Below are 24,800 nucleotides of genomic sequence, written 5' to 3' on the forward strand. Positions count from 1 at the left end.
CGCCCGGCGGGTGCGGTCGGTACCTGACGGTTGCTGCGGTGCTACAAGCGGGTCGGCGCGGGGCCGCCGCGGCGCTGGGCCCGGTCGTGGTCCAGCGTGGTGACCGCCGGGACGGAGTCGCCGGGCGTCGGCCGGTGCCTGGCGCCCTTGCCGTCGGTGGACACCCGGTTGGTGAGCGGGTCGTAGGCCTGCTGCGGCACGGTGCCGCTGGTGGTCTCCGAGGCGGTGGTGCCCTCGGTCCTGGCGTTGGCCTGTACCGCGGAGCTCTGGGCCGACGCGGCCAGCGGCGCCGTGGTGGTGAAGACCGGACCGACCCAGTAGTTCGCCGACCCGGCCGAACCGGTCGGGAAGGCCGACGCGGCACCGTAGTTGTACAGGCCGTTGGAGCTGCCCGCGGTGTCGGCGAGCGCGGTCAGCGGGTACGCCTGGTGCGCCCCGGAGAAGTAGCCTCCGTCGACCGAGTAGTTCCCGTTCGGCGCGTGGTACGAGACCACGTACGGCGTATTGGCGCTGATCGCCACCGCGTTGGCGAAGCTGAGCGTCTGCCAGCCGGACGCCGTCTCGCTGGAGAAGGTGCCGGTGGCCAGCAGCGTCCCGGTGTTGCTCCACAGCGAGCCGGTGTGGGTGCCGGTGTTCCCGGTGCCCTTGTAGAAGGTCACCCCGGTGACGTAGCCGGCGACCGCCGACTCGAACCTGGTGCCCAGCTCCAGCGAGTTGCCGTCGTTGGTCTCGTCCAGGGTGGCCGGGGTGGTGGTGCCGGACCACAGCCCGCACGGGCAGCTGACCGCCGGCGGCGTGGCGCTGGTGGTGAAGGACCAGGTGGTCGGCGCCGTCATGGAGTTGCCCCACAGGTCGTCGACCTTGACCGAGGCGGTGTAGGTGGTGTTCAGCGCCAGCTGGCTGGTGGGCGTGAACACCGCCTCGTTGCTGCCGCCGCTGACGGTGGCCGTCCCCGGCACGGTGTTGCCGGCGGCGTCCTTGACGGTGAAGGCGAGGGTGCTGCTGTCGATGCCCTCGTTGAAGGTCGCCGACACCGAGCTGGTGATGGGCGCCGCGGTGGCCCCAGAGGTGGGCGACTCGGCGGTGACCGAGGGCGGCGTGGTGCTCGCCGTGGAGGTGTCCAGCACCGCGTCCACCCAGTAGTTGCTGCCGGACGACTGCGAGGACGGGAAGACCCCGCCGGGGCCGTAGTGGTAGACCCCGTTGCCGCCGTCGGTGCCGCTCTGCAGGGCCGTCAGCGGTGCCAGTCCCGCACTGCTGCTGCTGAAGTAGCCGCCGTCGTAGGAGTAGCCGCCCTTGGGGGCGTAGTACGAGGCGACATAGGTGGTGTTGGTCTTGATCGGCACCGGGGAGGAGAAGGTCAGCTGCTGCCAGCCGGAGGCCGTCTCGTTGGTGAAGGTTCCGGTGGCCAGCAGCTGGCCGCTGCTGCTCCACAGGTTGCCGGTGTGGGTGCCGGTGTTGACCGCGGACTTGTAGAAGCGGATGCCGGTGATCGAACCGGGCACCGAGCTACGGATCTTGACGCCCAGTTCGATGGCGCCGCCGTCACCGCCGTTGACCTGGCCGGGCACCGCGGTGGCCGGGAAGACCGAGCAGGGGCACTGCTGCGGTCCCACGGTCAGCGGGACGGTGGTGACCGTGCCGGTGTTGACGCTGTCGTCCACGGCCCTGACCTTGACCGAGGCGGCGCCGACCGTGGTCGGCGTCCAGGAGTAGCTCCAGGAGGTCAGCCCGGTGGCCGGGTTCCAGGTGGCGCCGCCGTCGGTGGAGACCTCCACCCGGGCGACCACACCGCCGCCGGTGTCGGTGGCGGTGCCGGCGACGGTCATCTGCTTCAGCGCCGGGACGGTGCTGTTGGCGACCGGGTTGGTCACGGTGACCGTGGGCCCGGTGGTGTCGGCGGAGGCGGTGGCCGCGACCAGGCCGGACTGCAGTGTCTGCGGCTGCAGGCCCATGTCGGCGAAGACGTTGACGGTGGCCTGCTGCATCCGCTTGTCGGCGGTGACCACGGTGGCGGACGGGTCGGCGGTCGGGACGTTGGTCAGACCCCAGGACCACTGCACCGTGCCGGTGCCGAAGACCAGCGCGTTGGAGGTGGGGTCGCGGAACTCGACCAGGTTGTGCGTCGCGGTCCCGGTCCCGTAGGTGTTGCCGTAGTCCAGCCTCAGGTACTGCCCGCTGGTGATGTCCACCGTGGTGGACGACAGGTCGATCTCACCACTGGGCCTGGTGCTGTTCTGCAGGTCGCTGTCCCACTCGTAGCCCAGCGTCCCGGTCGGGAAGGTCGCGGTCTGACCCGCCGTCAGCGAGGAGACCGAGGTGTTCCGCCAGAGCCTGAGCTTGGCATAGGTGCCGGGCACGGTGATGGCGTCGCTGCGGTAGCCGTTCACGGTGAACAGCGAACCGGTCAGGATGTTCTGCGGGTTGTACGGGGCGCCCTTGGCGGCGGCTCCCGGGTCCAGGAAGGCGCCGGTCCAGGTGGAGCTGGGGTCGGCGATGCCGTCCGGGGTCGGGAACTCCAGCTTGGTCTCCTTGTAGCAGATCAGGGTGCGGTTGGCGGTGTTGGTGCCGTCGGTACTCGCGCCGAACCTGGTCTCCCAGGAGACTTCGTTGCCGCTGAAGAAGGTCTCGTTCACGCCGGCCTTCCGGGCGGCGAGCGCGTTGTCGAACTGGTTCTGGGTCCAGTACTCGTCATGCCCCGAGGACATGAACATCTTGTGGTTGGGCAGCAGCGTCGCCCCGTGGGCCGACATGTCGACGCCGGACATGTAGCTGACGTCGTAGCCGTTCTGCTCCAGCCAGGAGATCATCTCGAACTCGGAGCCGTAGACGCCGTTGTCGCCGCCGATGTCCAGCGGGCGGTTGTAGCTGACCTGGTAGGCGCGGCCGTCGGGGGCCGGCCCCGCGCCCTGGTAGAGGTTCTGGCCGCCCCACTGGTTGTAGGCCTGCCAGGTCTCGTCGTCGGTCTGCACCACGACGGCGGAGTGGCTGCCGTCGTTGCGCACCACGAACGGGTAGGGCATCAGGCCGTTGCCGTCGGTCTGGTCGAAGTTGGCGATGTAGAGGCCCGACACGGCGTCACTGGGCACCTGCCAGGTCGCGGTGACCGGCCAGTTGCCGCAGTCCACCAGCCCGGTGCCGGCGTTGCTGTTGCAGGTCAGAGCCTTGCCGTCGGGGGTACCGTCGGTCACCTTGGTGTCGATCGGGCTGCCGGCCTTGCCGTCGGTGGTGAAGTTGGCCGGGTAGGTCGCCGAGGCCTGGGCCGCGGTCGACACCTCCCTGGCCCCGTCGCCCCCGTAGTAGCCCAGGCGGTAGATCTCGACGTGGTACGAAGCGGGCGACTGGATCTTGAAGTTGACGGTGTCGCCGGCCTGGTAGCTCTCCGCGCTGGTGAACCCCTCGACATTGCCGTAGGCGTTGGGGGAGAACCAGTCCGCCATCGGGGTGCCTGCTTTGGAGTTCTCGCAGACGATGGGGTTCATCCCGGTGCCGCAGGGGTCGGTGGCAGCGTTGGCGACCCCCGCCTGGGGCAGTACCGCCATCATCAGAGCGCCGATCAGGGCGAGCAGTGCGCCCTGGAGATATCTTCTGGATCTATGCATGGGCTGTGCCTCTTCGAAGGTGAGGGTGGTGCGTGCCGGACGTGCGGGTGCCGGTTCGGATGCCGGTGCGGGGGTGACGGGGGTGCGGCGCGGGACGCGGTTCAGCCGAGGGCGTCGGTGAGCGCGGCCACGACCTGCTGCTGCTGGTCGGCGGTGATCTGCGGGTAGAGCGGGAGCGAGAGCATCCGGTCGGCGGCCTGCTCGGCGTGCGGGAAGTCGCCCCGGACCTTGCCGAGACCGGCGAACGCCTCGGTGAGGTGCACCGGTGCGGGGTAGTGCACGCCCGCGCCGACGCCCCCGGCATTGAGCTTGCCGACGACGGCGTCGCGCTGGGCGGACGTGCCGTCGATGCGGACGACATAGAGGTGCCAGACATGGACGTTGCCCTCGGCGGTCACCGGCAGCACCAGCCGTCCGGCGGCCGCGAGGCCGGCGAGCAGGTCGTGGTAGCGGGCGGCGGCCGCCCGCCGGGCCGCGTTGCCCTCGGCGAGCCGGGTCAGCTTGGCCCGCAGCACCACGGCCTGCAGGCCGTCCAACCGGCTGTTGAACCCGGCCACGTCATGGCGGTACTTGACGGTCCCGCCGTGGTTGGCCAGTGCCCGGACCAGGGCGGCCCGCTCCGGGTCGTCGGTCACCACGGCCCCGGCGTCGCCGTAGGCGCCGAGGTTCTTGCCGGGGTAGAAGCTGGTCGCCGCGATCCCGCCACGGCCGGCCTGGCGCCCGTCCCGGCTGGCGCCCTGGCTCTGTGCCGCGTCCTCCAACAGGGCGACCCGGTCCGGGAGCTGCGCGGTGAGGGCGGCGGTGTCGGCGCACTGCCCGTACAGGTGCACGGGCACCACGGCGCGGGTGCGCGGGGTGACCGTGTCCAGGGCGGCCTGCGGGTCGAGCAGCAGGGTGTCCGGGAGGCAGTCGGCGAGGACCGGGACGGCGCCGATCCTGGCCACGGCGCCGGCGGTGGCGATGAAGGTGTTGGCGGGCAGCACCACCTCGTCGCCGATCCCGACGCCGACCGCGCGCAGGGCCAGCTCCAGCGCGTCGGTGCCGTTGGCGACCCCGACGCAGTGGTCGACGCCGGCGAAGGCCGCGTACTCGCGCTCGAACGCGGCGACCTCCTCGCCGCCGACGAACGCGGTGCCGGCCAGGATCCGGTCGAAGCCGGCCCTGACCTCGTCGGCGACCTCGGCATGGGCCGCCTTCAGGTCGACGAGTGGAATGTGGTTCATGCGGTGGTTCCCCCCACGGCTATCGGTTCAACGGTGCTGGTGGTTCGCTGCAGCCAGTGGTGCGGTGCCGGCCGGTGGTGTGCCGGCGCGACCTGTGACGGCCGGTCCTGTGTCGGCGCGTCCTGTGTCGGCGCGTCCTGTGGCGGCGGGTTCGCCGCCGGCGGCCGCCCGGAGGCGGCGGGCCGGGCTGCCGACCCAGACCTCGCCGGGCGGGACGTCGGACAGCACCAGCGACCCGGCGCCGACCAGCGACCCGGCGCCGACGCTGGTGTACTCGCGGAGCAGCGCCCCGGCCCCGATGTAGGCGCCGGTCCCCACCCTGACGCCGCCGCCGAGCCTGACGCCCGAGGCGATGGTCGCGAAGTCCGCCACCACGTCGTCGTGGGTGAGCACCACCTGCGGCATCACCGCGACATGCGCCCCCACGGTGACCGCGGCGGTCAGCACGGTGTGCGCCAGCAGCACCGACCCCGGCCCGACGGTGGAACTCCAGGAGACCACTGCGCTCGGATGACGCACCGAGGCGTACCGCTCCTCGGGCAGGCCCAGCCGGCGGACCAGCCGGGCCCGGACGGAGTAGTCCCGGGGACTGCCGACGCACACCACGACCCGGGCCCCGGTCCGTTCGTGGACCAGGTCGCAGCCGCCGAGCACCGGTACGCCGTCCACGGTGGTGCCGTGCAGCGCCGGGTCGTCGTCCAGGTGGCCCAGCAGCCGTGTGCTGTCGTCGAGCAGGACCGCCTGGGCGGTCTCCCTGGCGAATCCGCCCGCGCCGACGATCAGCAGGTCGGTCGTCATCCGGCGGCCGCCTGCTGCCGCAGTACCGCGACCACCCGGTCCTGCTGGTCCTCCGTCATGGTGTGGAACAGCGGCAGGATCAGCGAGTCCCGGCTGATCCGCTCGGTGACCGGCAGCGGCGCCGAGGGGTGGCCCTGGTAGGCGGGTTCCAGGTGTGAGGCCATGATGCCGCGCCGGGCCGAGACCCCGGCCTCGGCCAGCGCGGACAGCAGTTGGTCGCGGGAGGCAGGGAAGTCCTGGTCCGGGAGCACCCAGTAGGACTGGAAGTTGGCCTCCCCGTACGCCGGGTCGCCGACCGGGGTGAGCCCGGGGACGTCGGCGAGCAGTTCGGCGTAGCGGGCCGCCAGTGCGCGGCGGCGGGTCACGATCTCGTCCAGTCTGCCCAGCTGCACCAGGCCGACGGCGGCCTGGATGTCCGTCATCCGGTAGTTGTAGCCGACCTCCAGATAGCTCTCCAGGATCGGCTGCCGGCTGGCGTGACGCGCCGCCGCCGAGGCGTTCATGCCGTGCTCGCGCAGGCGGCCCAGCCGCTCGGCCCACTCGGCGTCGTCGGTGGTGACCATGCCGCCCTCCCCGGTGGTGATCACCTTGCGGGGGTGGAAGGACCAGGCGGCGATCAGTGCGCCGTGGCCGACGGACTTGCCGCCCACGGTCGCGCCGATGCCGCAGGCGGCGTCCTCGACCAGCGGCAGGTCCCAGTCCGCGCAGGCGGCGCGCAGGCTGTCCACGTCGGCGGGGACCCCGCCCTGGTGCACCGCCAGCACGGCCCTGGTCCGGGGGGTCCGGACGGCGTCCACGGTGGCGGCGGTCAGATTGCCGGTGGCGGTCTCGACATCGGCGAACACCGGCTCGGCGCCGACGTAGCGCACCGCGTTGGCGGTGGCGATGAAGGACAGTGACGGCACGACGACCTCGTCGCCGGGGCCCAGGCCCAGTACCACCAGGGCCAGGTGCAGCGCAGTGGTGCAGGAGCTGACGGCGATCCCGTGCTCCGCGCCCACCCGCTCGGCGAAGGCCCGCTCGAACGCGGCGACCCGGGGGCCCTGGGCCACCCAGCCGGACAGCACGGCGTCGGCGGCGGCCTGCGCCTCCTCCTCGCCCAGCCAGGGGATCATCACCGGGATGCGGTCGCCGCTCATCGGCCGGCCCCCGCGGCGGGAGCGGCGGCGGCAGCAGCAGCGGCGTCGGCGGCCCGCTCGGCGCGCCACCACCGGACCAGGTCCCGCAGTCCGGTCTCCAGGTCGATCTCGGCGGTGAAGCCGAGCTCGGCCCGGGCCCGGGAGACGTCGGCCAGCCGCCGGGTCACCCCGTTGACCGCCCGCGCCGGGCCGTGCACCGGCTCCAGGTCGGAGTCCATCGCCCGGAGCAGCCCGAGCGCCAGGTCGCGCAGACTGGTCTCGGTGGCGCTGGCGACATTGAAGACGGTGTCGGTGAGGTCCGACTCCGCCGCCAGCAGGTTGGCCCTGGCGATGTCGCGGACGTCGACGAAGTCCATGGTCTGGGTGCCGTCACCGAGGATCAGCGGCGGCTCGCCGTTCTCGATCCGCTCCATCCACCGGATCAGCACCTCGGTGTAGAGGCCGTGGATGTCCATCCGGGGGCCGTAGACGTTGAAGTAGCGCAGCGCCACGTAGTCCAGTCCGAACATGGCGTAGAAGCTGCGCAGCATCCCCTCGTTGAAGGCCTTGGCGGCCCCGTAGAAGGTGTCGTTGTTGTAGGAGTGGTGCCGCTCGGTGGTCGGGAACTCCTCGGCGAGCCCGTAGACCGAGGCCGACGAGGACGCGATGACCTTCCGCACCTTGGCGTCGGCCGCCGCCTCCAGGACGTTGAAGGTGCCGTCGACCATCACCTCGTTGGCCAGCCGCGGCTCCTCGGCGCACTGGGTGATCCGGATGGCCGCGAGGTGGAACACCAGGTCCGAGCCCTCGGTGACCTTGCGGACGGTGGCGGCGTCACGGATGTCGCCCTCGACCACCTCCACCAGTCCGCTGGGCATGGCGGTGGCCAGATTGGCCATCCGGCCGCGGACGAAATTGTCCAGGACGGTGATCCGTCCGGCTCCGCTGTCGACCAGAAGGTCCACCAGATTGGAGCCGATGGTTCCGGCGCCCCCGGTGACCAGGATCTTCTTGCCGCGTACGCTGCTCAACTCTGTTCCCTGTCTCTGCACGTTGGAGCCTGTGAACTGTGGCACTGACAAAAGCCCTGACGCCGGATCAGCGACCGGTGCGGAGCCCCACCACGGCGCCCTTGAACTCCAGGCTGCGCGAAGCGGCTTCGAGGATGTCCAGGACCCGAAGCCCGGCCTGACCGTCCGTCAGCGGGGCCCGGCGCTCGCGGATCGCACCGGCGAACTCGTCGACCATGCTGCGCAGGGCCTCCTTCTCGCCGATCGCTGGGGCGACCATGTCGCCGGAGCGGTAGGAGATCAGCATGTCCCGGCGCTCGTCGGCGCCGATCTCCTGCGGAGCGGCCAGGTCGACCCCCCGGTCGAAGATCGCCACCCGCTGGGCCGGATTGAGGTCGTCCCAGACCAGGGTGCGCTTGGCGCCGCCGACCATGGTGGTCCGCACCTTGGTCGGGGACAGCCAGTTGACGTGGACGTGGGCGATGGCGCCGGTGTTCAGCTGGAGCGTCAGATACGCCACGCAGGCCTGCCCGGCGCCGATCGGGTCGGCGCCGTGCGCGGCCACGGCGACCGGCTCGACGTTCTCGGGGAGGATGAAGTCCAGGATCGACAGGTCGTGCGGGGCCAGGTCCCACATCACGTCGATGTCCTTCTGCACCAGGCCCAGGTTGATCCGCACCGAGTCGACGAAGTGGATCTCGCCCAGCTCGCCGGAACGCACCAGCTCCCTGATCCGCCCCACCGCCGGTGTGTAGCAGTAGGTGTGATCACACATCAGGGTCAGTCCGCGCTGCTCGGCCTCGGCGACCAGGCGCGCGCCGTCGGCGTAGGTCGCCGCCAGCGGCTTCTCCACCAGGACGTGCTTGCCGGCGCGCAGCGCGGCCAGGGCCACGTCCAGATGGGTTCCGGCCGGGGTGGCCACCGCGACGGCGTGCACCTCGGGGTCGGCGAGCACCGCGGCGTAGTCGGAGGTCGCCTGGACCGTGGAGTAGCCGCCGAGCACCCGCCGGGCCCGGTCCACGTCCAGGTCGCAGAGCCGGCGCAGCCGGAACTGCGGACTGGACTGGAAGTTGCGGACCAGGTTGGGGCCCCAGTACCCGGCGCCGATGACGGCGACGCCGAGGGGTTCGGCGGCCGGGGGGACGGCGGCGGAGGGGGCGGCGCTGCTGCTCTCGGTCACGGTGCTGGTCTTCCCCTGCTCGCCGACGGTCGCTCTGCTGGTGCTGCTGTGCTTGCTGTTTGACGTCATGTCAGTACGCCCCCGTCCCACGGACCACGGCGGGTCCGGTGCGCAGCAGGATCGCCAGGTCCAGCCCCAGCGACCAGTTGTCCACATAGCCGAGGTCGAGCCGGACCGCGTCGTCCCAGGACAGGTCGGACCTGCCGCTGATCTGCCACAGCCCGGTGAGCCCCGGCTTCACCAGCAGCCGGCGCTTGACCTCCTGGGTGTAGCCCTCCACCTCCGCCGGGAGCGGCGGACGCGGGCCGACCAGGGACATGTCGCCGCTGAGGACGTTCAGCAGCTGCGGGAGCTCGTCCAGCGAGTAGCGCCGCAGCACCGACCCGACCCGGGTGACCCTGGGGTCCTCCCTGACCTTGAAGAGCATGCCGTCGCTGTTGTGGTTGAGGTGCGCGAGCAGGTCCCGCTCCCGCTCGGCGTCCTGGCGCATGGTGCGGAACTTCAGCATGGTGAAGTGGTTGCCGTAGCGGCCCACCCGCTGCTGCCGGAACAGCACCCGCCCGGGGCTGTCCAACCGGACCAGCAGCGCGAGCAGCAGGAACAGCGGCGCCAGCGCCAGCAGCAGCAGTCCGGCCACCGCGCGGTCCATGACCTCCTTGGGCACCCGGGGCAGCCGCCCCAGCCGCGGCGTCCTGATGGTCAGCAGCGGCACGCCGTTGTTGGGGCGGATCGCCACCCGGGACGCGGCGACATCGGTGACCAGCGGGGCGACCAGGAAGTCGGCGCCCTGGGCGGCAGCGATCCAGGACAGCCGCAGCAGCGCGTGGGCGTCTATCTCCGGCGCCGGCAGCACCACCACGGTGTTGCAGCCGGTGGACCGGATCACGCCGGACAGGTCGCCGACGCCGCCGCGCACCGGCAGCCCCAGTTCATTGACGACCGGGGCGTTCACCGGATCGGTCAGGCAGACCCCGGCGACATTCAACTCCTCGGCGCTGCCCCGGCGCAGGACGCCTATCAGCTCGACGACGCTGCTGGAGGGTCCGACCAGCACGGTCTCGCTGCGGTCGCGCCCCCTGCGCCAGCGCCGGTGCAGCCGACGCCGGATCAGGTACCGTGCCAGCACCGCGAGTACGGCGGCGGGCGCGGCCGCCACCATCATGTCGTGCAGCAGATCCGAGTCGTGCAGGAACCACCAGCAGGCAATGGCCGTCAGTGCAGGTAGGGCGACGGCCCCGCGCAGCACCCGGCGGAACTCCTCGGTGCCGAGACCGAGGGCACTGCGGTCGTAGGCGCGGTAGGCGCACATGGCGACGATCCAGGCCGGCGGCAGGCCCAGGGCCACGGCCCAACGCCCGTACGCCCCATGGACCAGGAACGCGGCGACCACGGCGGCCAGTGCGTCCGCGACCAGCAGGACGATCCGGTACCTGTGCTCCCAACGGCGTTTGCGGACCCCTGGACTTCTCCGTTCGACGACTCTGAGCTGATGCGTGACCGGCTCGACGGCCATGCGAAACCCCCCACCACAACGGTGCGCTACGCACTCGTCAGGACCCTGCGGCGTCCAGTGATTGACGATGGATCAGGACGCGTGGTGCTGGAGTCGCTGCGAGCGCTCGGCTCGTACACCTGACACGAGCACGGACGGTCCGTCGGCAGTTTTCCCCCCGCCTCGGGAGTCCGTTTGGCACTGTTCCCGGTTCGTTCCCCAGATTCTCGACCAGGCGAGACTTCAGCATGTCGGGCAACGCCCGCCACCGTACCGATGACCAATCAGTACGTCTGAGGAAATAAACCGAAACGGCCGGAACTACACCCTCTCTGCGCGTGATGCGCAAACCGGTTCACCGCCGTTCAATGTAGACCACTGGGGTCACACCGGGGGAGCAGTTGGACCAAACGCTGGCCATGATCCCCATCTTTGGCGTCATACTGCCCGGGTGACGAGCATAGTGATCCCCGCTCACAACGAGGAGCGAGTGATCGGCCGCCTCCTCGACTCCCTGCTTGCCGACCCAGCGGCAGAGCCGCTGCACATCGTGGTGGTCTGCAACGGCTGCACCGACGACACGGTACGGATCGCATCCGAACGGGCCCCCGCGGTAAGGGTCGTGGAGATCCCGGAACCCTCCAAGCACGAGGCGCTGCGCACCGGTGACCAGTACGCCCAGGGCTTCCCGCGGGTGTACGTGGACGCCGACGTGGTCCTCGGCCCGGCCGACGTGCACGCCCTGGCGGAGGTACTGCGGTCGGCGGACGGGATCCTCGCCGCCGCCCCGGAGCGGGAGCTTCCACTGGCGGGCAGCGCCTGGTCCGTGCGGGCCTACTACCGGGTCTGGCAGCGGCTGCCGGCCGTGCGGGAAGGGCTGTTCGGCCGTGGTGTCATCGCCGTCACCGAGGCCGGGTACGCTCGGATCGCCGCACTGCCCCCGCTGATGGCCGACGACCTGGTCGCCTCGCTGGCCTTCGGGCCGGAGGAGCGCCGGGTGGTGGCCGCCGCCCGGGTGGTGGTCCAACCACCGCGGACCTGGGGGGATCTGATCCGACGTCGGATCAGGGCGGCGACGTCGACCGCGCAGGTCGAACAGCACCAGCGGGGGGCGGACGCGGACGCGGGGGCGCTGGGGGGAGCGGTGGGGGCCGCGCACACGCCGTCGGCACGAACCGGAAAGGCGGACCTGGGGGCGCTGCTGCGGGCCCAGCCCAGTCTCTTTCCGGCCGTTCTGGTCTTCCTCACCGCCGCGCTCGCGGCCCGGCGGGGTGCGAAACGGGCCATCAGGCAGGGGGACTTCGGCACCTGGCTGAGGGACGAGAGCAGCCGAGGGGCCTGAGCCGGCAGCAAGGAACAGCACGACAGCAGGGGGGAGTACGCCATGTATCTCGCTGACCGGGCGGCGCCGGCGGCGCAGAAGGCCGGCGGCGCAGGCGGGTCGGCCAAGGTGCGGGCGGTCACCGGGGTGGTGCTCGCCCTCGGGGCGGTCAGCCTGGTCACCGACGTCTCCTCGGAGATGGTCACCGCCGTACTGCCGCTGTACCTGGTCGCCGGGCTGGGGATGAACCCGCTCGGCTTCGGCACGCTGGACGGCGTCTACAACGGCGTCAGCGCGCTGGTGCAGCTGGTCGGCGGGCATCTCGCCGACCGGGCCAGGAACCACAAGCTGATCGCCGGACTGGGCTACGCGCTTTCCGCGGTCTGCAAGCCGCTGCTGCTGACCGTGCACGCCCTCGGCCCGCTGGGCGCGGTGCTGGCCCTGGACCGCACCGGGAAGGGGCTGCGGACCTCGCCGCGCGACGCGCTGATCTCCATGTCGACGGCACCGGAGTACCGGGGCCGCGCCTTCGGGGTGCACCGGGCGATGGACACCGCGGGGGCGGTCCTCGGCCCGGTCGCCGCGTTCCTGATCCTGCGGGCGGCGACCGATGGCTACAACGCGGTGTTCGGCGTCAGCGCGTGCGTGGCCGCGCTCGGGGTGGTGGTGCTGGTGCTCTTCGTGCCGTCCCGGCCGAAGCCCTACGCCGCGAGCCCCGCGGCCCCGGGCGTCGACCCGGACGGTGCGGCCGCCGAACCCCCGAAGGCCCGGCCCGACCTGCGCCAGGCGCTCTCCCTGCTGCGGATCCCGCGGCTCCGCGCGCTCGCCGTCTGCGCCGCGCTGCTCGGTCTCACCACGGTCAGCGACGCCTTCGTCTACCTGCTGCTGCAGCGCCGCACCGGCATCGGCGAGCAGTGGTTCCCACTGCTGCCGTTCGGCACCGCGGTGGTCTTCCTCTCCCTCGCCGTGCCGCTCGGCGTCCTCGCCGACCGCATCGGCCGCCGCACGGTCTTTCTGGCCGGGCACGCCGGTCTGCTCGCCGCCTACGCGCTGCTGCTGTGGACCCCGTCCACGCCGGCTCTGCCGTACCTCGTCCTCGCCCTGCACGGGACCTTCTACGCCGCCACCGACGGGGTGCTCCCGGCCGCGGTCGCCGACGTGGTCCCCGAGGCGCTGCGGGCGAGCGGCCTGGCCCTGGTCGGCACCGGGCAGGCGCTGGCGAGGTTCTGCTGCTCCCTGGCCTTCGGTGCGGCCTGGACCGCCTGGGGCGACGGCCCGGCGCTGGCCGGTTCCGCCGTCGGCCTGCTCTGCTGCGCCGTCGCGGCCGGAACCGTGCTGCGCCCCACCGCCCGTCCGAACGCCACCACCGGAGCACGTCCATGAGCACCGCCCGCCGCCTGGTCATCCTGGTCGTCGCCGTCCTGGTCTGCGCGGGGGTGGGCACCGGCTTCGTGCTGCACGCGGCCGACCAGGCCGCCCAGCGGAGCAGGCCGACGGCGGGCGGACCCGCTGTCAGCAGCGGCGAGGTGTCGCTGGGTCCGGGCGCGGCGAAGAAGCTGCTGTTCCTCAACACCGCGGCCGGTCCCGACCTGGACCGGCTGTCCTCGGTGCCGATCGGCGACACCGCCGGCCCCCGGACCGCCACCGGCACCACCTGCCTGCGCTTCTACGCGGCGGCGGGCACCGGCGTCTGCCTGCAGTCCGCCACCGGGGTGCTCGGCCAGACCACCCGGGCGGTGATCCTGGACGCCCGGCTGAAGACCCTGCGCAGCTACCCGATCGCCGGCATCCCCAGCCGCGCCAGGGTCTCGCCCAGCGGCCGCCTGGTCGCCTGGACCGACTTTGTCGGCGGCGACTCCTACGGCTCGGCCTTCTTCTCCACCAGGACCTCCATCCTGGACACCCGGACCTGGAAGGTCGTCGACAGTCTGGAGCAGTTCTCCGTCCAGCTGAACGGGAAGCCCTACCACGCGACCGACGACAACTTCTGGGGCGTCACCTTCGCCTCGGACGACGACACCTTCTACGCCACCCTGGGCACGGCCGGCCGGACCTATCTGATGCGCGGCTCGCTCTCGAAGCACAGCGCCACCGGCGTCGGGGTGGAGAACGTGGAGTGCCCCTCGCTGTCGCCGGACGGCACCCGGATCGCCTTCAAGAAGCGGGTGCTGCCGAACGCCGCGCTCTGGCGCGAGTACGTGATCGACCTGCGGACGCTGAAGGAGACCCCGCTGGCCGAGCCGCACAGCGTCGACGACCAGGCCACCTGGCTGGACGACGACACCATCGCCTACGCCCTGCCCACCGACGGGGACACCAGGAGCACCGACCTGTGGTCGGTCCCCGCCGACGGCAGCGGCAAGCCGAAGCTGATCGTCCCCGGCGCCTTCTCCCCGGCACCGCAGTAGCGGGAGCCCGGCAGTAGGGCGCATACGGACGACATGTCCGCCCCTCGTACCCCAATGCGCCCCTCCTGTCCGGATGTGGCTGCCGCTGACCCTGGCTCCCCTGGGCCACGATGGGCCTATGCCGGGGCCCCAGTGCGACGACCTCAGGTCCTCCTTCGACAGCGTGTTCTGCGCCCTGCTGCCCAGGCTCTACCGCAGAGCGGCCCTGCTGGCCGGCGGCTCCGACGCGGCCGAGGACGCCGTGCACGAGGTCTACCTCAAGCTCGCCGCCCGGCCGCAGCGCTTCCTCGCCCATCCGGAGCCCTATGCGTACGCCTTCGCCGCCCTGGTCAGCCAGGTGCGCGACAGCTATCGGCGGGGCCGGCGGCAGGTCCTGGTCGCGGACCCCGGACACCCTGCCGACGGCGCGGGAACCTGCTGGGACGGCGGCTTCGCGGAACGCGCCTCGCAACTGGAGGCATTGAGCCTGCTGGGGCGGCTGACGGTGCGCCAGGCCGCCGCGGTGATCCTGGTGGACCTGGACGGGTACACCATCGACCAGGCCGCCGGGATACTCGGGACGCACCGGGGCACCGTCTCGCGGTCACGGGCCCGCGCCCTGGACAAACTGCGCGGCTGCCTGGGGGAGCGCCCGGCCCCGGCGCGGCCGGCGGACATCGCGGAAGGGCAGGACGGCCATGCGTCGCAAGGCACAGCGTGACCGGGCGGCGGCCGCCCTGGGGGAACGGCTGCGCACCGCCGACAGGGAGCTGTCGCTGCCACCCGGGCTCTGGGAGCGGGTCAGTGCCGAGCCGCCGGTGGCGCGGATCGGGGCTCCGGCGCCGCGCCCGCGCCGGCCGTCCCGGCTGGTCGCCGGGTTCGCGGTGCTGGCCGTGACGGTGGGTCTGATCGCGCTGGGCGCCTGGTGGCTGGCCCGTCCGGGCGCTCCCGCACCGGGCTCGGCCGTACCCGGCGCGGGCTCCGGCACGCCGCTGACCGTCTTCAACGCCGAGGCGCCGTGCCGCTCGCTGCGGACCATGGAGTGCGGCCTGCGGCTGGCCCGCGACCCCTACGCCCGGTACGCGGACGACGACAACGCGGCGGGCAGGGTCTGGAACGGCGACCGGGTCGGCGCGCAGTGCGTGGTGTCCGACGGCACCCTGGTCGAGGACGAGAGCGGGATCACCTCCACCCGCTGGTACCTGGTCACCACGGCGAACGGCGTCCGCGGCTGGCTCCCGGGCGTCCGGACCCGCAACACCGTGGACATCCGCGACTGCACCCCGGCCGAGGCCGGGATCCGCTGATCCGGGAATCCTCTGTTCGGAAATCCTCTGTTCGGAAATCCTCTGATTCGGAAAACTCTGTCGCCGCTGTCATACAGCGGGTGCCCGCCGGACGTGTACGGGGCGAAGGACTTCAGCACCGTGTCCGATGACAGGAGTACTCGACATGATCCGTCACATGGTCCGTCAGAAGTGTGCCGGAGCGGCCGGAGCGCTGCTCCTCGCCGTGAGCGGCGTCGCCGTCGGCGTGGCCGCCGCCCCCGCCGCGCACGCCGCCGCCTCGGACTGCACCGGCGGCGCCAACGGCTTCGTGGACATCTCGGACAACGCCTCCGGCACCGTCCGCGAGTCGGTGGTCCACGACGGCGACACCATCTCGCTGCAGACCGCCGGCAGCCGCGGCTTCGCCAAGATCTCGGGCAGCACCGTCAACGGCGTCGAGTCCGTCTGGATGGACTGGACCCGGGACGGCGGCTCCACCTGGCTGCAGTGCGGCCCCTTCACCGTGAACAAGGGCAACGGCAGTTCCAAGACCAGCGCCGCCCAGTCCGAGAGCAGCAGCAACCTCTGGCGCTTCCGCGCCTGCGGCTACACCGCCGACCGCGCCATCACCTGCACCAACTGGTGGTGATGGGGCGGACCGGTGAACGGGCGCTACGGCGCCGGGAACTGGGCCGGCGGGACGTCGCTGGTGCTGGCTGTGCCGCCGGCCACGGCGTAGAGGCTGAGGGTGTAGGTCGTGTACTCGATCTGCGTCGAGCCGTAGACGGTGGTGAACTTCAGGGTGTTGTCGAACTTCTGGTAGGCACACCCTGAGGTGAACCCCCGGCGGCCGGAGTCCCAGTCGGAGCCGGTGGCGAAGTAGACGGTGTAGGTGCCGTCCCGCACGCCCTTGACGGTGTAGCTGCCGTTCTTGCGGATGTAGACCGCCAGCGAGCGGGCGCCGCTCCTGGTGAGGGTGATCACCGCGTCGCCGTCTCCGCCGTTCTCGATGGTGAGCTGGCCCCGGCCGCTGCGGTCGGTGTCCCGGAGGTAGGTGCCGGTGGAGAGGGAGCGCTTCTGCTGCTTGGGGAACGCCGGCAGGGCGATCCCGGCCGGGTGGCCGGCCGCGGCCATCGTCCTCAGCTGGGTGGCCAACGCGGCCAAGCTGTCCGTGTTCCCGGCCTGGACGGCGGGGGAGGCGGCGGCGCAGACGGCGTTGCCGTTGCTGTCCTCGCCCCTGGCGAGCGACTGCAGATCCCCGGCCAGGTTCTTCAGCTTCTCGGACAGGCCCTGGTTGTCCATGGCGGCCTCGACCGGGGCGTTCACGGCGTCCAGCCTGCCCGCCGCGGTCTGCAGCGCCGTCGCGGCGGCGGACAGCCGGGCCCTGGAGCCGCTTGCGGCCAGGGCGGACAGAGCGGCGCCGACCGGCTTGTCGATTCCGGCAACCGCGGTCACGTACTGACTGGTCGTCATCTCCGTCGGGGTGGGCGACGCACTGGGCGGGGCCCCGGTCGTCGAACCACCCCCGCCTGCCGTGCCCTGACCGGTCGCCGCCCCCGAGCCCCCACAGGCCGCCAGCAGCAGCACCGCCGCGGTCATCGCCGCAGTTCCCCCGAGCAACTGCCTGGCATTGGGCATGATCGCCATGGCTTCCCCCAGCCCCGTGTTCCAGCCCCGTGTTCCGGCCCCGCACCCCGGGCCAGTATGAAAGCGTATGCACAACGCGGTCAACCGGTTACAGCGCGTGCTCCCGGGGTGGCGGGGGACGGTGCGTTCCGCAGCACCCGGCGCCTGCGGCACGGATGGCTCTCGGGGCTGCCGGTGCGGGCGGCAGGGGGATAACCCCCGACCGGGTCGGGTGGGCGCTCCATGGTTGCCGCATCCGGCGGTTCATAGGTTGGTGATCAGGGACGACGCGCCGTCTTCCCACCTGATCGCCCACCCTGGAGACCCGGATGCCGCCACCCCTCAGCGCCACCGCCACCCCCACCGCCGTCCCGACCGCCGCACGCGGCTCGGAGTTCAGCCCGCTGCTGCAGCGGGTCCGCTCGGCGGGCCTGCTGGAGCGCCGGACCGGTTGGTACGCCCGCAGCATCGCGCTCAACCTGTTGCTGGTCGCCGCCGTCTGGACCGGGGTGGTGCTGCTCGGCGGCTCCTGGTGGGTGCTGGCACTGGCGCTGCCCGCGGCCGTCCTCGGCGGGCGCACCGCCTTCATCGGCCACGACGCCTGCCACCAGCAGATAGCCGCGAGCCGCCGGGTGAACCGGGTGCTCGGCCTGGTCCATGCCGACCTGCTGCTGGGCATGAGCGTCGGCTGGTGGACCGACAAGCACAACCGGCACCACGCCAACCCCAACCATGTGGACAAGGACCCGGACGTCGGCGTGGGCGCACTGGTCTGGACGCAGCGCCAGGCGGCCCAACGCGAGGGCCTGGCACGTTGGGTGACCCGCCATCAGGCCCGGCTGTTCGTCCCGATGCTGCTGCTCGAAGGCGTCGCCCTCAAGGTCTCCAGCCTGCTGGACCTGAGGCGTCAGCCGCCGCGCGAGCGGCTGGTCGAGGGTTCGCTGCTGGTGGCCCATCTGGCCCTGTACGCAACCCTGTTGCTGCTCGCCATGAACCCGCTGCAGGCGCTGGTCTTCGCCGCCCTGCACCACGCGCTGTTCGGGCTGCACCTCGGCTCTGCCTTCGCCCCCAACCACAAGGGCATGGAGATGCCCGACCCGGACGGCGGCGACGACTGGGGCCACCTCCGCCGCCAGGTGCTCACCTCACGCAACGTCCGCGGCGGCCCGCTCACCGACTTCTTCCTGGGCGGCCTCAACTACCAGATCGACCACCACCTCTTCCCGAGCATGCCCCGCCCCAACCTGCGCGCGGCCCAGCCCCTGATCCGCGCCCACTGCGCCCGCCTCGGCCTCCCCTACACCGAGACCGGCCTGTTGGAGTCCTACCGCCAGGGACTCGGCCACATGCACGAGGTCGGCCGCGCCGCGACCCGCTGAGCGCGCCGTCCTCGGACTGCTAGTCGCAGCACGCCGTCGCGCCTGAGCAGGGCCGGGTGCCAAAACCGGTCGCATGGTCGCCCGCGTCCTTGTTAGCGTGCAGGCATGAACGAGCGCGCTGCTGTGAACACGACGACGCCGGAGAGTGTCCCGGCGCGCTGACAGCTGATCTGTCCGAAGCCCCGGGGCGAGTCGCCCCGGGGCTTCGCCGTGTGGTCACCCGCCCCGTCCAACTGTGAGGAGACCACCATGCAGGCCCACCAGGAGAGCCGTCACGACCACCGCAGACTCGGCCGCGAACTGGACCTGTTCGACACCGACCCGCTGATGGGCGCAGGCCTGCCGTACTGGCTGCCGGACGGCGCGGTGCTGCGCCACGCGCTGGAGGAGTACATCCGCGAGGCCGAGCGCCGGGCCGGCTACCAACACGTCTACTCGCCGGTGCTGGGCAAGCGCGAGCTGTACGAGATCTCCGGCCACTGGTCCCACTACAGCGAGGACATGTTCCCGCCGATGGACCTCGGCGCGGAGCAGGTCGTACTCCGGCCCAGCCTGTGTCCGCACCATGCCCTGATCTACCGCTCGCGCTCGCACAGCTATCGCGAACTGCCGCTGCGGATGGCCGAGTTGGGTGGGATGTACCGATCCGAACTGTCCGGGGTGCTCGGCGGGCTGACCCGGGTGCGGGCGATCCAGCTGAACGACGCCCATATCTTCTGCACCCTGGAGCAGGTCGCCGAGGAGGCGCGCTCGGCCCTGGTGCTGATCCGCCGCGCCTACGCGAACCTGGGCATCAGCCCGTCCCGTTTCCGGCTGTCGCTCCCCGGGCCGGGTGGCAAGTACGTCGCCGCCCCGGAGATGTGGCGCAGGGCAACCGCCCTGCTGACCGAGGTGCTGGACGGAGCGGGAGTGGCCTATGAGGCCGTCGAGGGCGAAGCCGCGTTCTACGGTCCCAAGATCGACGTCCAGATCGCCGACGGCGCCGGACGGGAGGCTACCCTGTCGACCGTCCAGGTCGACTTCCACCAGCCCGAGCAGTTCGATCTGCACTACATCGGCGCGGACGGCGCGAAGCACCGGCCGGTGATGGTGCACCGCAGCATCATCGGCAGCGTGGAACGGGCCGTCGCCCAGCTCATCGAGGTCCACGGCGGTGCCTTCCCGGCCTGGCTGGCCCCGGCCCAACTGGCGGTCCTGCCGGTGTCCGACGCCGAACTCCCCGCCGCCGAGCACCTGCTGCGCCGGTGCCTGGAACTCGGACTTCGGGCAAAGCTCGCCGGCCCCGAGCAGGGCACCCTGTCCGCCAGGATCCGGACCGCCCGACTGGTGCCCTACCAGGCGGTCATCGGCCCCCGCGAGGCCGCGGCCGGCCTGCTCGCGGTGCGGCTGCGCGACGGCCGCCGACTCGACCCGCAACCCGTCGCCGAGGTACTGGCGCGGGTCGGCGACCGGGTGGCCACCCGCAGCGGCGAGCTGTGACGGGCCGGGCGGTCGAGTCCCAGGAGCAGTACTCTCGGCGCGGTACAGTCGTTCGAGGGCGGGGGACATCGACATGGACGAGGACGAGGACGAGGACGAGGAGGCGGGCGAGGGACCCGAGCCGCAGCGGAGCCTGCTGATGGATCCCCGGTTGGCAGGGGCCGGTGGGATGTTGATCGCCACCGCCGCGCTGGCCTGGTTCCTCACCCACGGCCTGCACGGCTCGACGGGAACGGAGCCCGTCCGGCCGTCGGCGTCGGTGTCAGCGTCAGCGTCGGTGTCCGCCTCCGCCTCGGTATCGGCCTGTTGTCCGTGACCGTTGGGGTTGCCTAGGCTCCCGGCATGCGATGCGGTGTGTGCGGTTCGGAACGGCTCGGTCCGCTGGGCGAATTGACCTCGGGCAACCGGATGGGGGATCAGAGGTTTCTGCGGCTGCGGTTCCCCAGGCGGGGGGCGTTCAAGCCGCGGCCCGAGTACGACGCGGTCTTCGCACGGGCCTGTCGGGACTGCGGTGCCGTCATCCCCTTCCTCGCCAAGGAGGAGCTGCGCCGGTTCGACGCCGAGGCGGACGCGCTGGAGGGGGAGCGGGACGACGGTTTCCGCTGACCGGTCAGTGCAGGTGCCAGTACGGGTGCGACTACAGGCAGTAGGTCGGGTCCGTGCGGCTCACGCGCCTGCCGCTGTGCGCCGGCCCAGGCCGCCGTAGACCAGGAGCGTGCTGGGCGTCGACGGCTCGGGCGCCGTCTGCTCGGGGTGCCAGCTGACCACCGGGACGACCCCCGGCTCGACCAGTTCCAGGCCGTCGAAGAAGCCCTCGATCTCCTTGGGGCTGCGCATCCGGCCGCTGCCCATCATCTGCTGGAAGGCCTGCTCCAGCTCCCGCGCCTCCGGGCTTGCGTCGCTGAAGTGGCTGAGCAGCAGGTAGCTGCCGACCGGGAGCCGGTCGACGTAGGACCGCACCAGCGCGGCCGGGTCCTCCGCGTCCGCGATGTGGTGCACCAGGCCCACCAGCAGCAGGCCGACCGGGCGGCTCCAGTCCAGGAACTCCCGGACGGTCGCGCTGTCCAGGATGGCCTCGGGGGCGCGGAAGTCGGCGAGCATCACCCGGGTGTCCGGGGTCTCGGTGAGCAGCGCCCGGGCGTGGGCCAGCACGATCGCGTCGTGGTCGACGTAGACCACCCGGGCGCCGGGGGAGACGGACTGGGCGACCTGGTGCGTGTTCTGCGCGGTGGGCAGCCCGGAGCCGATGTCCAGAAACTGGGTGATGCCCGCGCGGGCCATGTGGGCGACACCCCTGGCCAGGAACCCGCGGCTGAGGCGGGCGCCCTGGCCCCCGTCGGGGATGAGCTCAAGGCGCTTGGCGGCCACCGCCCGGTCGACGGCGAAGTTGTCCTTGCCGCCGAGGATCGCGTCGTAGACGCGGGCCACGCTGGGCTTGGAGGTGTCCACGCCGAGCCTCTCCCACTCGGAGACCGTCTCCTGCTCTGTCATACGGCAAAGATTAACGGACCTCTGTTCCACAGGAGTTGGGAAGACGACAACAACGGCCGCCCCTCCGCGTGCGGACGGAGGGGCGGCCCCGCGGTCCACCCGGAATTCACCAGATCCGGACGCGCTCTTCCGGGTCCAGCCAGAGCTCGTCGCCCTCGACGGTGCCGAAGGCCTGGTGGAACTCGTCCAGGTTGCGAACGATGTTCGCCCGGAACTCCGGGGGCGAGTGCGGGTCGACGGTGAGGTACTGCTCCTCCTGCTCCTTGCGGCGCTTGGTGCGCCAGCAGTAGGCCCAGTTCATGAACAGCGTCTGCGAGTCGGCGCTCTCGCTGTCACCGTCGAGCGAGATCAGGTAGGCCTTGTGAGCGATCGTCAGTCCGCCCAGGTCGCCGATGTTCTCACCGACCGTCAGCGCGCCGTTGACGGTCTGGCCGGGCAGCGAGCGCGGCGAGAAGCCGTTGTACTGGGTGATCAGCGCCTTGGACTTGACCTCGAAGGCCGACTTGTCGGCCGCCGTCCACCAGTCGTTGAGGTTGCCCGCTCCGTCGTACTGCGCGCCCTGGTCGTCGAAGCCGTGCCCGATCTCGTGGCCGATCACCGCGCCGATGCCGCCGTAGTTCTCGGCCGCTTCGCCCTCGGGGGAGAAGAACGGCGCCTGGAGGATGCCGGCCGGGAAGCAGATCTCGTTGGTGCCGGGGTTGTAGTAGGCGTTGACGGTCTGCGGCAGCATGAACCACTCGTCGCGGTCGACCGCAGCGCCGATCTTGGCGAGCTCCCGGTCGCTCTCGAAGGCCGCCGCCGCATGGGCGTTGCCCAGCAGGTCGTCCGGGCTCACCTGGAGTGCGGAGTAGTCGCGGAACTTCTCCGGGTAGCCGATCTTCGGGCGGAAGGTGGCCAGCTTCTCGTAGGCGCGCTCCTTGGTCTCGTCGGTCATCCACTCCAGTCGGGAGATCGACTCCCGGTAGGCCCGGAGCAGGTTGGCGACCAGGTCGTCCATCATCGCCTTGGAGGTCGGCGGGAAGTGCCGGGCGACGTACTCCTCGCCGACCGCCTCGCCCATCGCATCCTCGACGAAGGCGACCCCGCGCTTCCAGCGGGCCCGCAGCTCCGGGGTGCCGCTGAGGGCGCGGCCGTAGAACTCGAAGTCGGCGTTGACCAGTTCGTCGGTCAGGAACCGCGATGCCGCACGCAGCACCCGGGCCGTGGCCCAGTCCCGCCACTGCTCGATCGGCACCTCGCCCAGCACGGTGGAGAGGTGGGCCAGGTAGGACGGCTGCCGGACCACGGTCTCGGCGATGGTGCGGTCCGAGCCGCCGAGCGCGGCGACATAGCCGCTCCAGTCGAACTCCGGCGCGAGCAGCACCAGTTCGTCCAGGCTGGTGAGGTTGTAGGTCTTCTGCACATCGCGCGTCTCGGCGCGCTCCCAGTGCCCTGCCGCCAGCCGGGTCTCGATGGCGAGCACCGTCTCCGCGGCGATGCCCGGGGCCTGGTGCTCGGCGGCGGTGAACAGCTGGGTCAGGTAGCCGACGTACTTCGTCCGGATCTCGGCGAACTTCTCGTCGCGGTAGTACGACTCGTCCGGCAGCCCCAGCCCGCCCTGGACGATGTTGACCAGGTAGCGGTCGGAGTCCCGGTCGTCGGTGTTGACGTAGAGGCCGAAGAGCCCGGACCCGCCGGTGCGCTCGAAGCCGCCGAGGAAGGCCGCCAGCTCCCGGGTGTCGGCCAGCGCCGCCACGGCCCGCAGCTGCGGGCGGACCGGCTCGATGCCGCGTTCGGCCGCGGCCGCCTCGTCCATGAAGGAGGTGTAGAGCGCGGCGATCTTCCGGGCGTTCTCACCGGCGCCGGCCGGGGCCGCCGACACTCCCGCCGCGAGCTCCTGGATGATCAGTTTGACCTGTTCCTCGGCCGTGTCGGCCAGCTGCACGAAGGGGCCCCAGCTCGACCGGTCGGCCGGGATCTCCACCGTCTGCAGCCACTCGCCGTTGACATGGCCGAACAGGTCGTCCTGCGGTCGGATGTCGGGGTTCATGCCCGCACGGGCGCCATCAAGAATGCTCATTCGTGCAGCTTATGCGAGCCCCTGACCGGCCGGACCCGGTTTTCGGAGCGGTTCCGGTGGGGTTCGGGTGTGCTTCGAGTGAGCCTCGGCCCGGCTCAGGGCGGGGTGCAGCCGCGCAGCCTGCGGGAGACCTCGCCCAGGCCGGCGGCCAGGTGGTCCAGCTGCTCGGGGGTGAGCACGTCGATCAGCGACTCGCGGACGGCGGCGACATGGCCCGGAGCGGCCTCGCGCAGTACCTCCATGCCCCGGTCGGTGAGCTCGGCGATCACCCCGCGGACGTCGCTGGGGCAGGAGCGGCGGGCCACCAGCCCGGCCCGCTCCAGCTGGGTGACCTGGTAGGTCAGTCCACTCTTCGAGGTGACCAGCCGCTCCGCGAGCTCGGTCATCCGCAGCGAGCGGTCGGGGGCGGCGGAGAGCTGCACCAGCACCTCGTACTGGGTGTGGGAGAGCGCCGCATCGTCCTTGAGCTGCTGTTCCAGCTTGCGGGAGACCAGGTTGGTGGCTGAGAGGAAGCCGATCCAGGCAGCCCTCTCCCGATCGTCCAGCCATCGCGGTTCTTCCATGGGCACCACTCTACTCCTATTGTTCAAATTTGAAACTCGGTGTAGCGTCGGCCGGGCCGGCTTGGTTCAAATTGGAATCAAGCCTCTCGTGAGCGGAGCAACGCATGCCGGAGAACCTTCCTGTCGCCTCTGTGCGCACCCGGGTCCAGGTCCCGCTGCGGTTCGGCGACGGCTACTCGGTCGACGCCGAGCTGGTCACCTTCCACGGCCTGGTCGACGGCCAGGAGCACCTCGCCATCGCGCTCGGCGACCCGGAGCAGGCCCGGGGGAGCGGTAGGACGCCGCTGGTGCGGCTGCACTCGGAGTGCCTGACCGGCGACGTGTTCGGCTCGGCCCGCTGCGACTGCGGCCCGCAGCTGCGCGAAGCCGTCGAGCGCATCGCCGGGACCGGCGGCTACCTGCTCTACCTGCGCCAGGAGGGCCGGGGGATCGGCCTCTACAACAAACTGGACGCCTACGCCCTGCAGGACACCGGTCTGGACACCTACGCCGCCAACGCCGCGCTCGGCCTGCCCGAGGACGGCCGCGACTACACGGCCGCCGCGCAGATGCTGACCGCCCTGGGCGTGGGCACACTGGACCTGCTGTCCAACAACCCGGACAAGGCCGAGCAACTGCGCGACCTCGGCGTCCCGGTCCGCGACCGCATCCCCACCGGCGTCTTCGCCACCGGCCACAACCTGCGCTACCTGCGCGCCAAGGTCGAGCACACCAACCACACCATCGCCCTCACCCAACTCGCCGGCTGACCCGGAAGGAGCCCCCGCCATGACCACCCCCGCTCCCACCGCATCCCCGGCTCCT

22 protein-coding genes are annotated in these 24,800 nt (G+C 71.6%); 11 read left to right on the top strand and 11 right to left on the bottom strand.

Features of this window, described 5'->3' with window-relative positions; genetic code table 11:
• Positions 1-41: 41 nt before the first annotated feature.
• The 7 genes from TR46_RS21945 to TR46_RS21975 all read right to left on the bottom strand — a co-directional run bounded on the left by TR46_RS21945 (position 42) and on the right by TR46_RS21975 (position 10,444).
• Positions 42-3,602: a DUF4082 domain-containing protein gene (locus TR46_RS21945; RefSeq protein ID WP_084718818.1), complete on the bottom strand. Its 3,561-nt coding sequence runs from the start codon at positions 3,600-3,602 to the stop codon at positions 42-44.
• 101 nt (positions 3,603-3,703) lie between these two features.
• On the bottom strand, positions 3,704-4,825 hold the full coding sequence (locus TR46_RS21950) for a DegT/DnrJ/EryC1/StrS family aminotransferase (RefSeq protein WP_042403924.1): 1,122 nt from the start codon (positions 4,823-4,825) through the stop codon (positions 3,704-3,706).
• Positions 4,826-4,852: 27 nt separating this feature from the next.
• On the bottom strand, positions 4,853-5,623 hold the full coding sequence (locus tag TR46_RS21955; protein ID WP_084718819.1) for an acetyltransferase: 771 nt from the start codon (positions 5,621-5,623) through the stop codon (positions 4,853-4,855).
• On the bottom strand, positions 5,620-6,762 hold the full coding sequence (locus TR46_RS21960) for a DegT/DnrJ/EryC1/StrS family aminotransferase (RefSeq protein ID WP_042404011.1): 1,143 nt from the start codon (positions 6,760-6,762) through the stop codon (positions 5,620-5,622). Before TR46_RS21960 ends, TR46_RS21955 begins: the two co-directional genes overlap by 4 nt.
• Entirely contained in the window at positions 6,759-7,772 is a 1,014-nt protein-coding gene (locus tag TR46_RS21965; RefSeq protein WP_042403927.1) for an NAD-dependent epimerase/dehydratase family protein, read from the bottom strand. The genes TR46_RS21960 and TR46_RS21965 overlap by 4 nt, the downstream gene beginning before the upstream one ends.
• A 67-nt stretch (positions 7,773-7,839) precedes the next feature.
• Positions 7,840-9,000, bottom strand: coding sequence for a Gfo/Idh/MocA family protein (locus TR46_RS21970; RefSeq protein WP_236655431.1), 1,161 nt, complete (start codon positions 8,998-9,000; stop codon positions 7,840-7,842).
• Position 9,001: 1 nt separating this feature from the next.
• A complete protein-coding gene (locus TR46_RS21975) occupies positions 9,002-10,444 on the bottom strand; it encodes an exopolysaccharide biosynthesis polyprenyl glycosylphosphotransferase (RefSeq protein WP_042403929.1) in 1,443 nt (480 codons plus the stop codon).
• Between the two features lie 430 nt (positions 10,445-10,874).
• Here TR46_RS21975 and TR46_RS21980 point away from each other — a divergent pair, with 430 nt between their 5' ends.
• From TR46_RS21980 to TR46_RS22005, 6 genes are all read left to right on the top strand, one after another.
• Positions 10,875-11,765, top strand: a complete 891-nt coding sequence (locus TR46_RS21980) for a glycosyltransferase family 2 protein (RefSeq protein WP_042403931.1) — start codon at positions 10,875-10,877, stop codon at positions 11,763-11,765.
• Between the two features lie 42 nt (positions 11,766-11,807).
• Entirely contained in the window at positions 11,808-13,127 is a 1,320-nt protein-coding gene (locus TR46_RS21985) for an MFS transporter (RefSeq protein ID WP_174505144.1), read from the top strand.
• A complete protein-coding gene (locus tag TR46_RS21990) occupies positions 13,124-14,152 on the top strand; it encodes a TolB family protein (RefSeq protein ID WP_042403933.1) in 1,029 nt (342 codons plus the stop codon). The genes TR46_RS21985 and TR46_RS21990 overlap by 4 nt, the downstream gene beginning before the upstream one ends.
• A gap of 118 nt (positions 14,153-14,270) precedes the next feature.
• Positions 14,271-14,852, top strand: a complete 582-nt coding sequence (locus tag TR46_RS21995) for an RNA polymerase sigma factor (RefSeq protein ID WP_042403935.1) — start codon at positions 14,271-14,273, stop codon at positions 14,850-14,852.
• Positions 14,830-15,438 carry a hypothetical protein gene (locus TR46_RS22000; RefSeq protein ID WP_042403938.1) on the top strand — a complete coding sequence of 203 codons (609 nt, stop codon included), beginning with the start codon at positions 14,830-14,832 and terminating at the stop codon, positions 15,436-15,438. The genes TR46_RS21995 and TR46_RS22000 overlap by 23 nt, the downstream gene beginning before the upstream one ends.
• A 145-nt stretch (positions 15,439-15,583) precedes the next feature.
• Positions 15,584-16,048: a hypothetical protein gene (locus tag TR46_RS22005; protein WP_042403940.1), complete on the top strand. Its 465-nt coding sequence runs from the start codon at positions 15,584-15,586 to the stop codon at positions 16,046-16,048.
• 23 nt (positions 16,049-16,071) lie between these two features.
• On the opposite strand, the gene TR46_RS38165 is transcribed toward TR46_RS22005, so the two are convergent.
• Positions 16,072-16,872, bottom strand: a complete 801-nt coding sequence (locus TR46_RS38165; protein WP_052432995.1) for a hypothetical protein — start codon at positions 16,870-16,872, stop codon at positions 16,072-16,074.
• A 482-nt stretch (positions 16,873-17,354) separates the two neighbouring features.
• Between TR46_RS38165 and TR46_RS22015 the strand changes: the two genes are divergently transcribed.
• The 4 genes from TR46_RS22015 (at position 17,355) to TR46_RS22030 (ending at position 20,489) form a co-directional block, all read left to right on the top strand.
• Positions 17,355-18,404: a fatty acid desaturase family protein gene (locus TR46_RS22015; protein ID WP_042403942.1), complete on the top strand. Its 1,050-nt coding sequence runs from the start codon at positions 17,355-17,357 to the stop codon at positions 18,402-18,404.
• A gap of 249 nt (positions 18,405-18,653) precedes the next feature.
• Positions 18,654-19,883 carry a threonine--tRNA ligase gene (gene thrS, locus TR46_RS22020; RefSeq protein WP_042403944.1) on the top strand — a complete coding sequence of 410 codons (1,230 nt, stop codon included), beginning with the start codon at positions 18,654-18,656 and terminating at the stop codon, positions 19,881-19,883.
• Positions 19,884-19,956: 73 nt separating this feature from the next.
• Complete coding sequence (locus TR46_RS22025; protein ID WP_042403947.1) at positions 19,957-20,199, top strand: hypothetical protein; 243 nt, start codon at positions 19,957-19,959, stop codon at positions 20,197-20,199.
• 26 nt (positions 20,200-20,225) lie between these two features.
• Positions 20,226-20,489: a hypothetical protein gene (locus TR46_RS22030; RefSeq protein ID WP_152626606.1), complete on the top strand. Its 264-nt coding sequence runs from the start codon at positions 20,226-20,228 to the stop codon at positions 20,487-20,489.
• Positions 20,490-20,549: 60 nt separating this feature from the next.
• On the opposite strand, the gene TR46_RS22035 is transcribed toward TR46_RS22030, so the two are convergent.
• The 3 genes from TR46_RS22035 to TR46_RS22045 form a co-directional block, all read right to left on the bottom strand.
• The gene (locus TR46_RS22035; RefSeq protein WP_042403950.1) at positions 20,550-21,374 is read right to left on the bottom strand and encodes an SAM-dependent methyltransferase; all 825 of its coding nucleotides are present in this window, start codon (positions 21,372-21,374) and stop codon (positions 20,550-20,552) included.
• A gap of 106 nt (positions 21,375-21,480) precedes the next feature.
• Positions 21,481-23,433 (bottom strand): M13 family metallopeptidase, encoded by a 1,953-nt coding sequence (locus TR46_RS22040; RefSeq protein WP_042403951.1) that lies wholly within the window; start codon positions 23,431-23,433, stop codon positions 21,481-21,483.
• A 95-nt stretch (positions 23,434-23,528) separates the two neighbouring features.
• Positions 23,529-23,996, bottom strand: a complete 468-nt coding sequence (locus tag TR46_RS22045; RefSeq protein ID WP_042403953.1) for a MarR family winged helix-turn-helix transcriptional regulator — start codon at positions 23,994-23,996, stop codon at positions 23,529-23,531.
• A 104-nt stretch (positions 23,997-24,100) separates the two neighbouring features.
• On the opposite strand from TR46_RS22045, the gene TR46_RS22050 reads away from it, so the two are divergent.
• On the top strand, positions 24,101-24,745 hold the full coding sequence (locus TR46_RS22050) for a GTP cyclohydrolase II (protein ID WP_042403955.1): 645 nt from the start codon (positions 24,101-24,103) through the stop codon (positions 24,743-24,745).
• The last annotated feature ends 55 nt before the right edge of the window (positions 24,746-24,800 follow it).

The sequence above is a fragment of the Streptacidiphilus carbonis genome (genome assembly GCF_000787775.1).
In the GTDB taxonomy this organism is placed as follows: domain Bacteria; phylum Actinomycetota; class Actinomycetes; order Streptomycetales; family Streptomycetaceae; genus Streptacidiphilus; species Streptacidiphilus carbonis.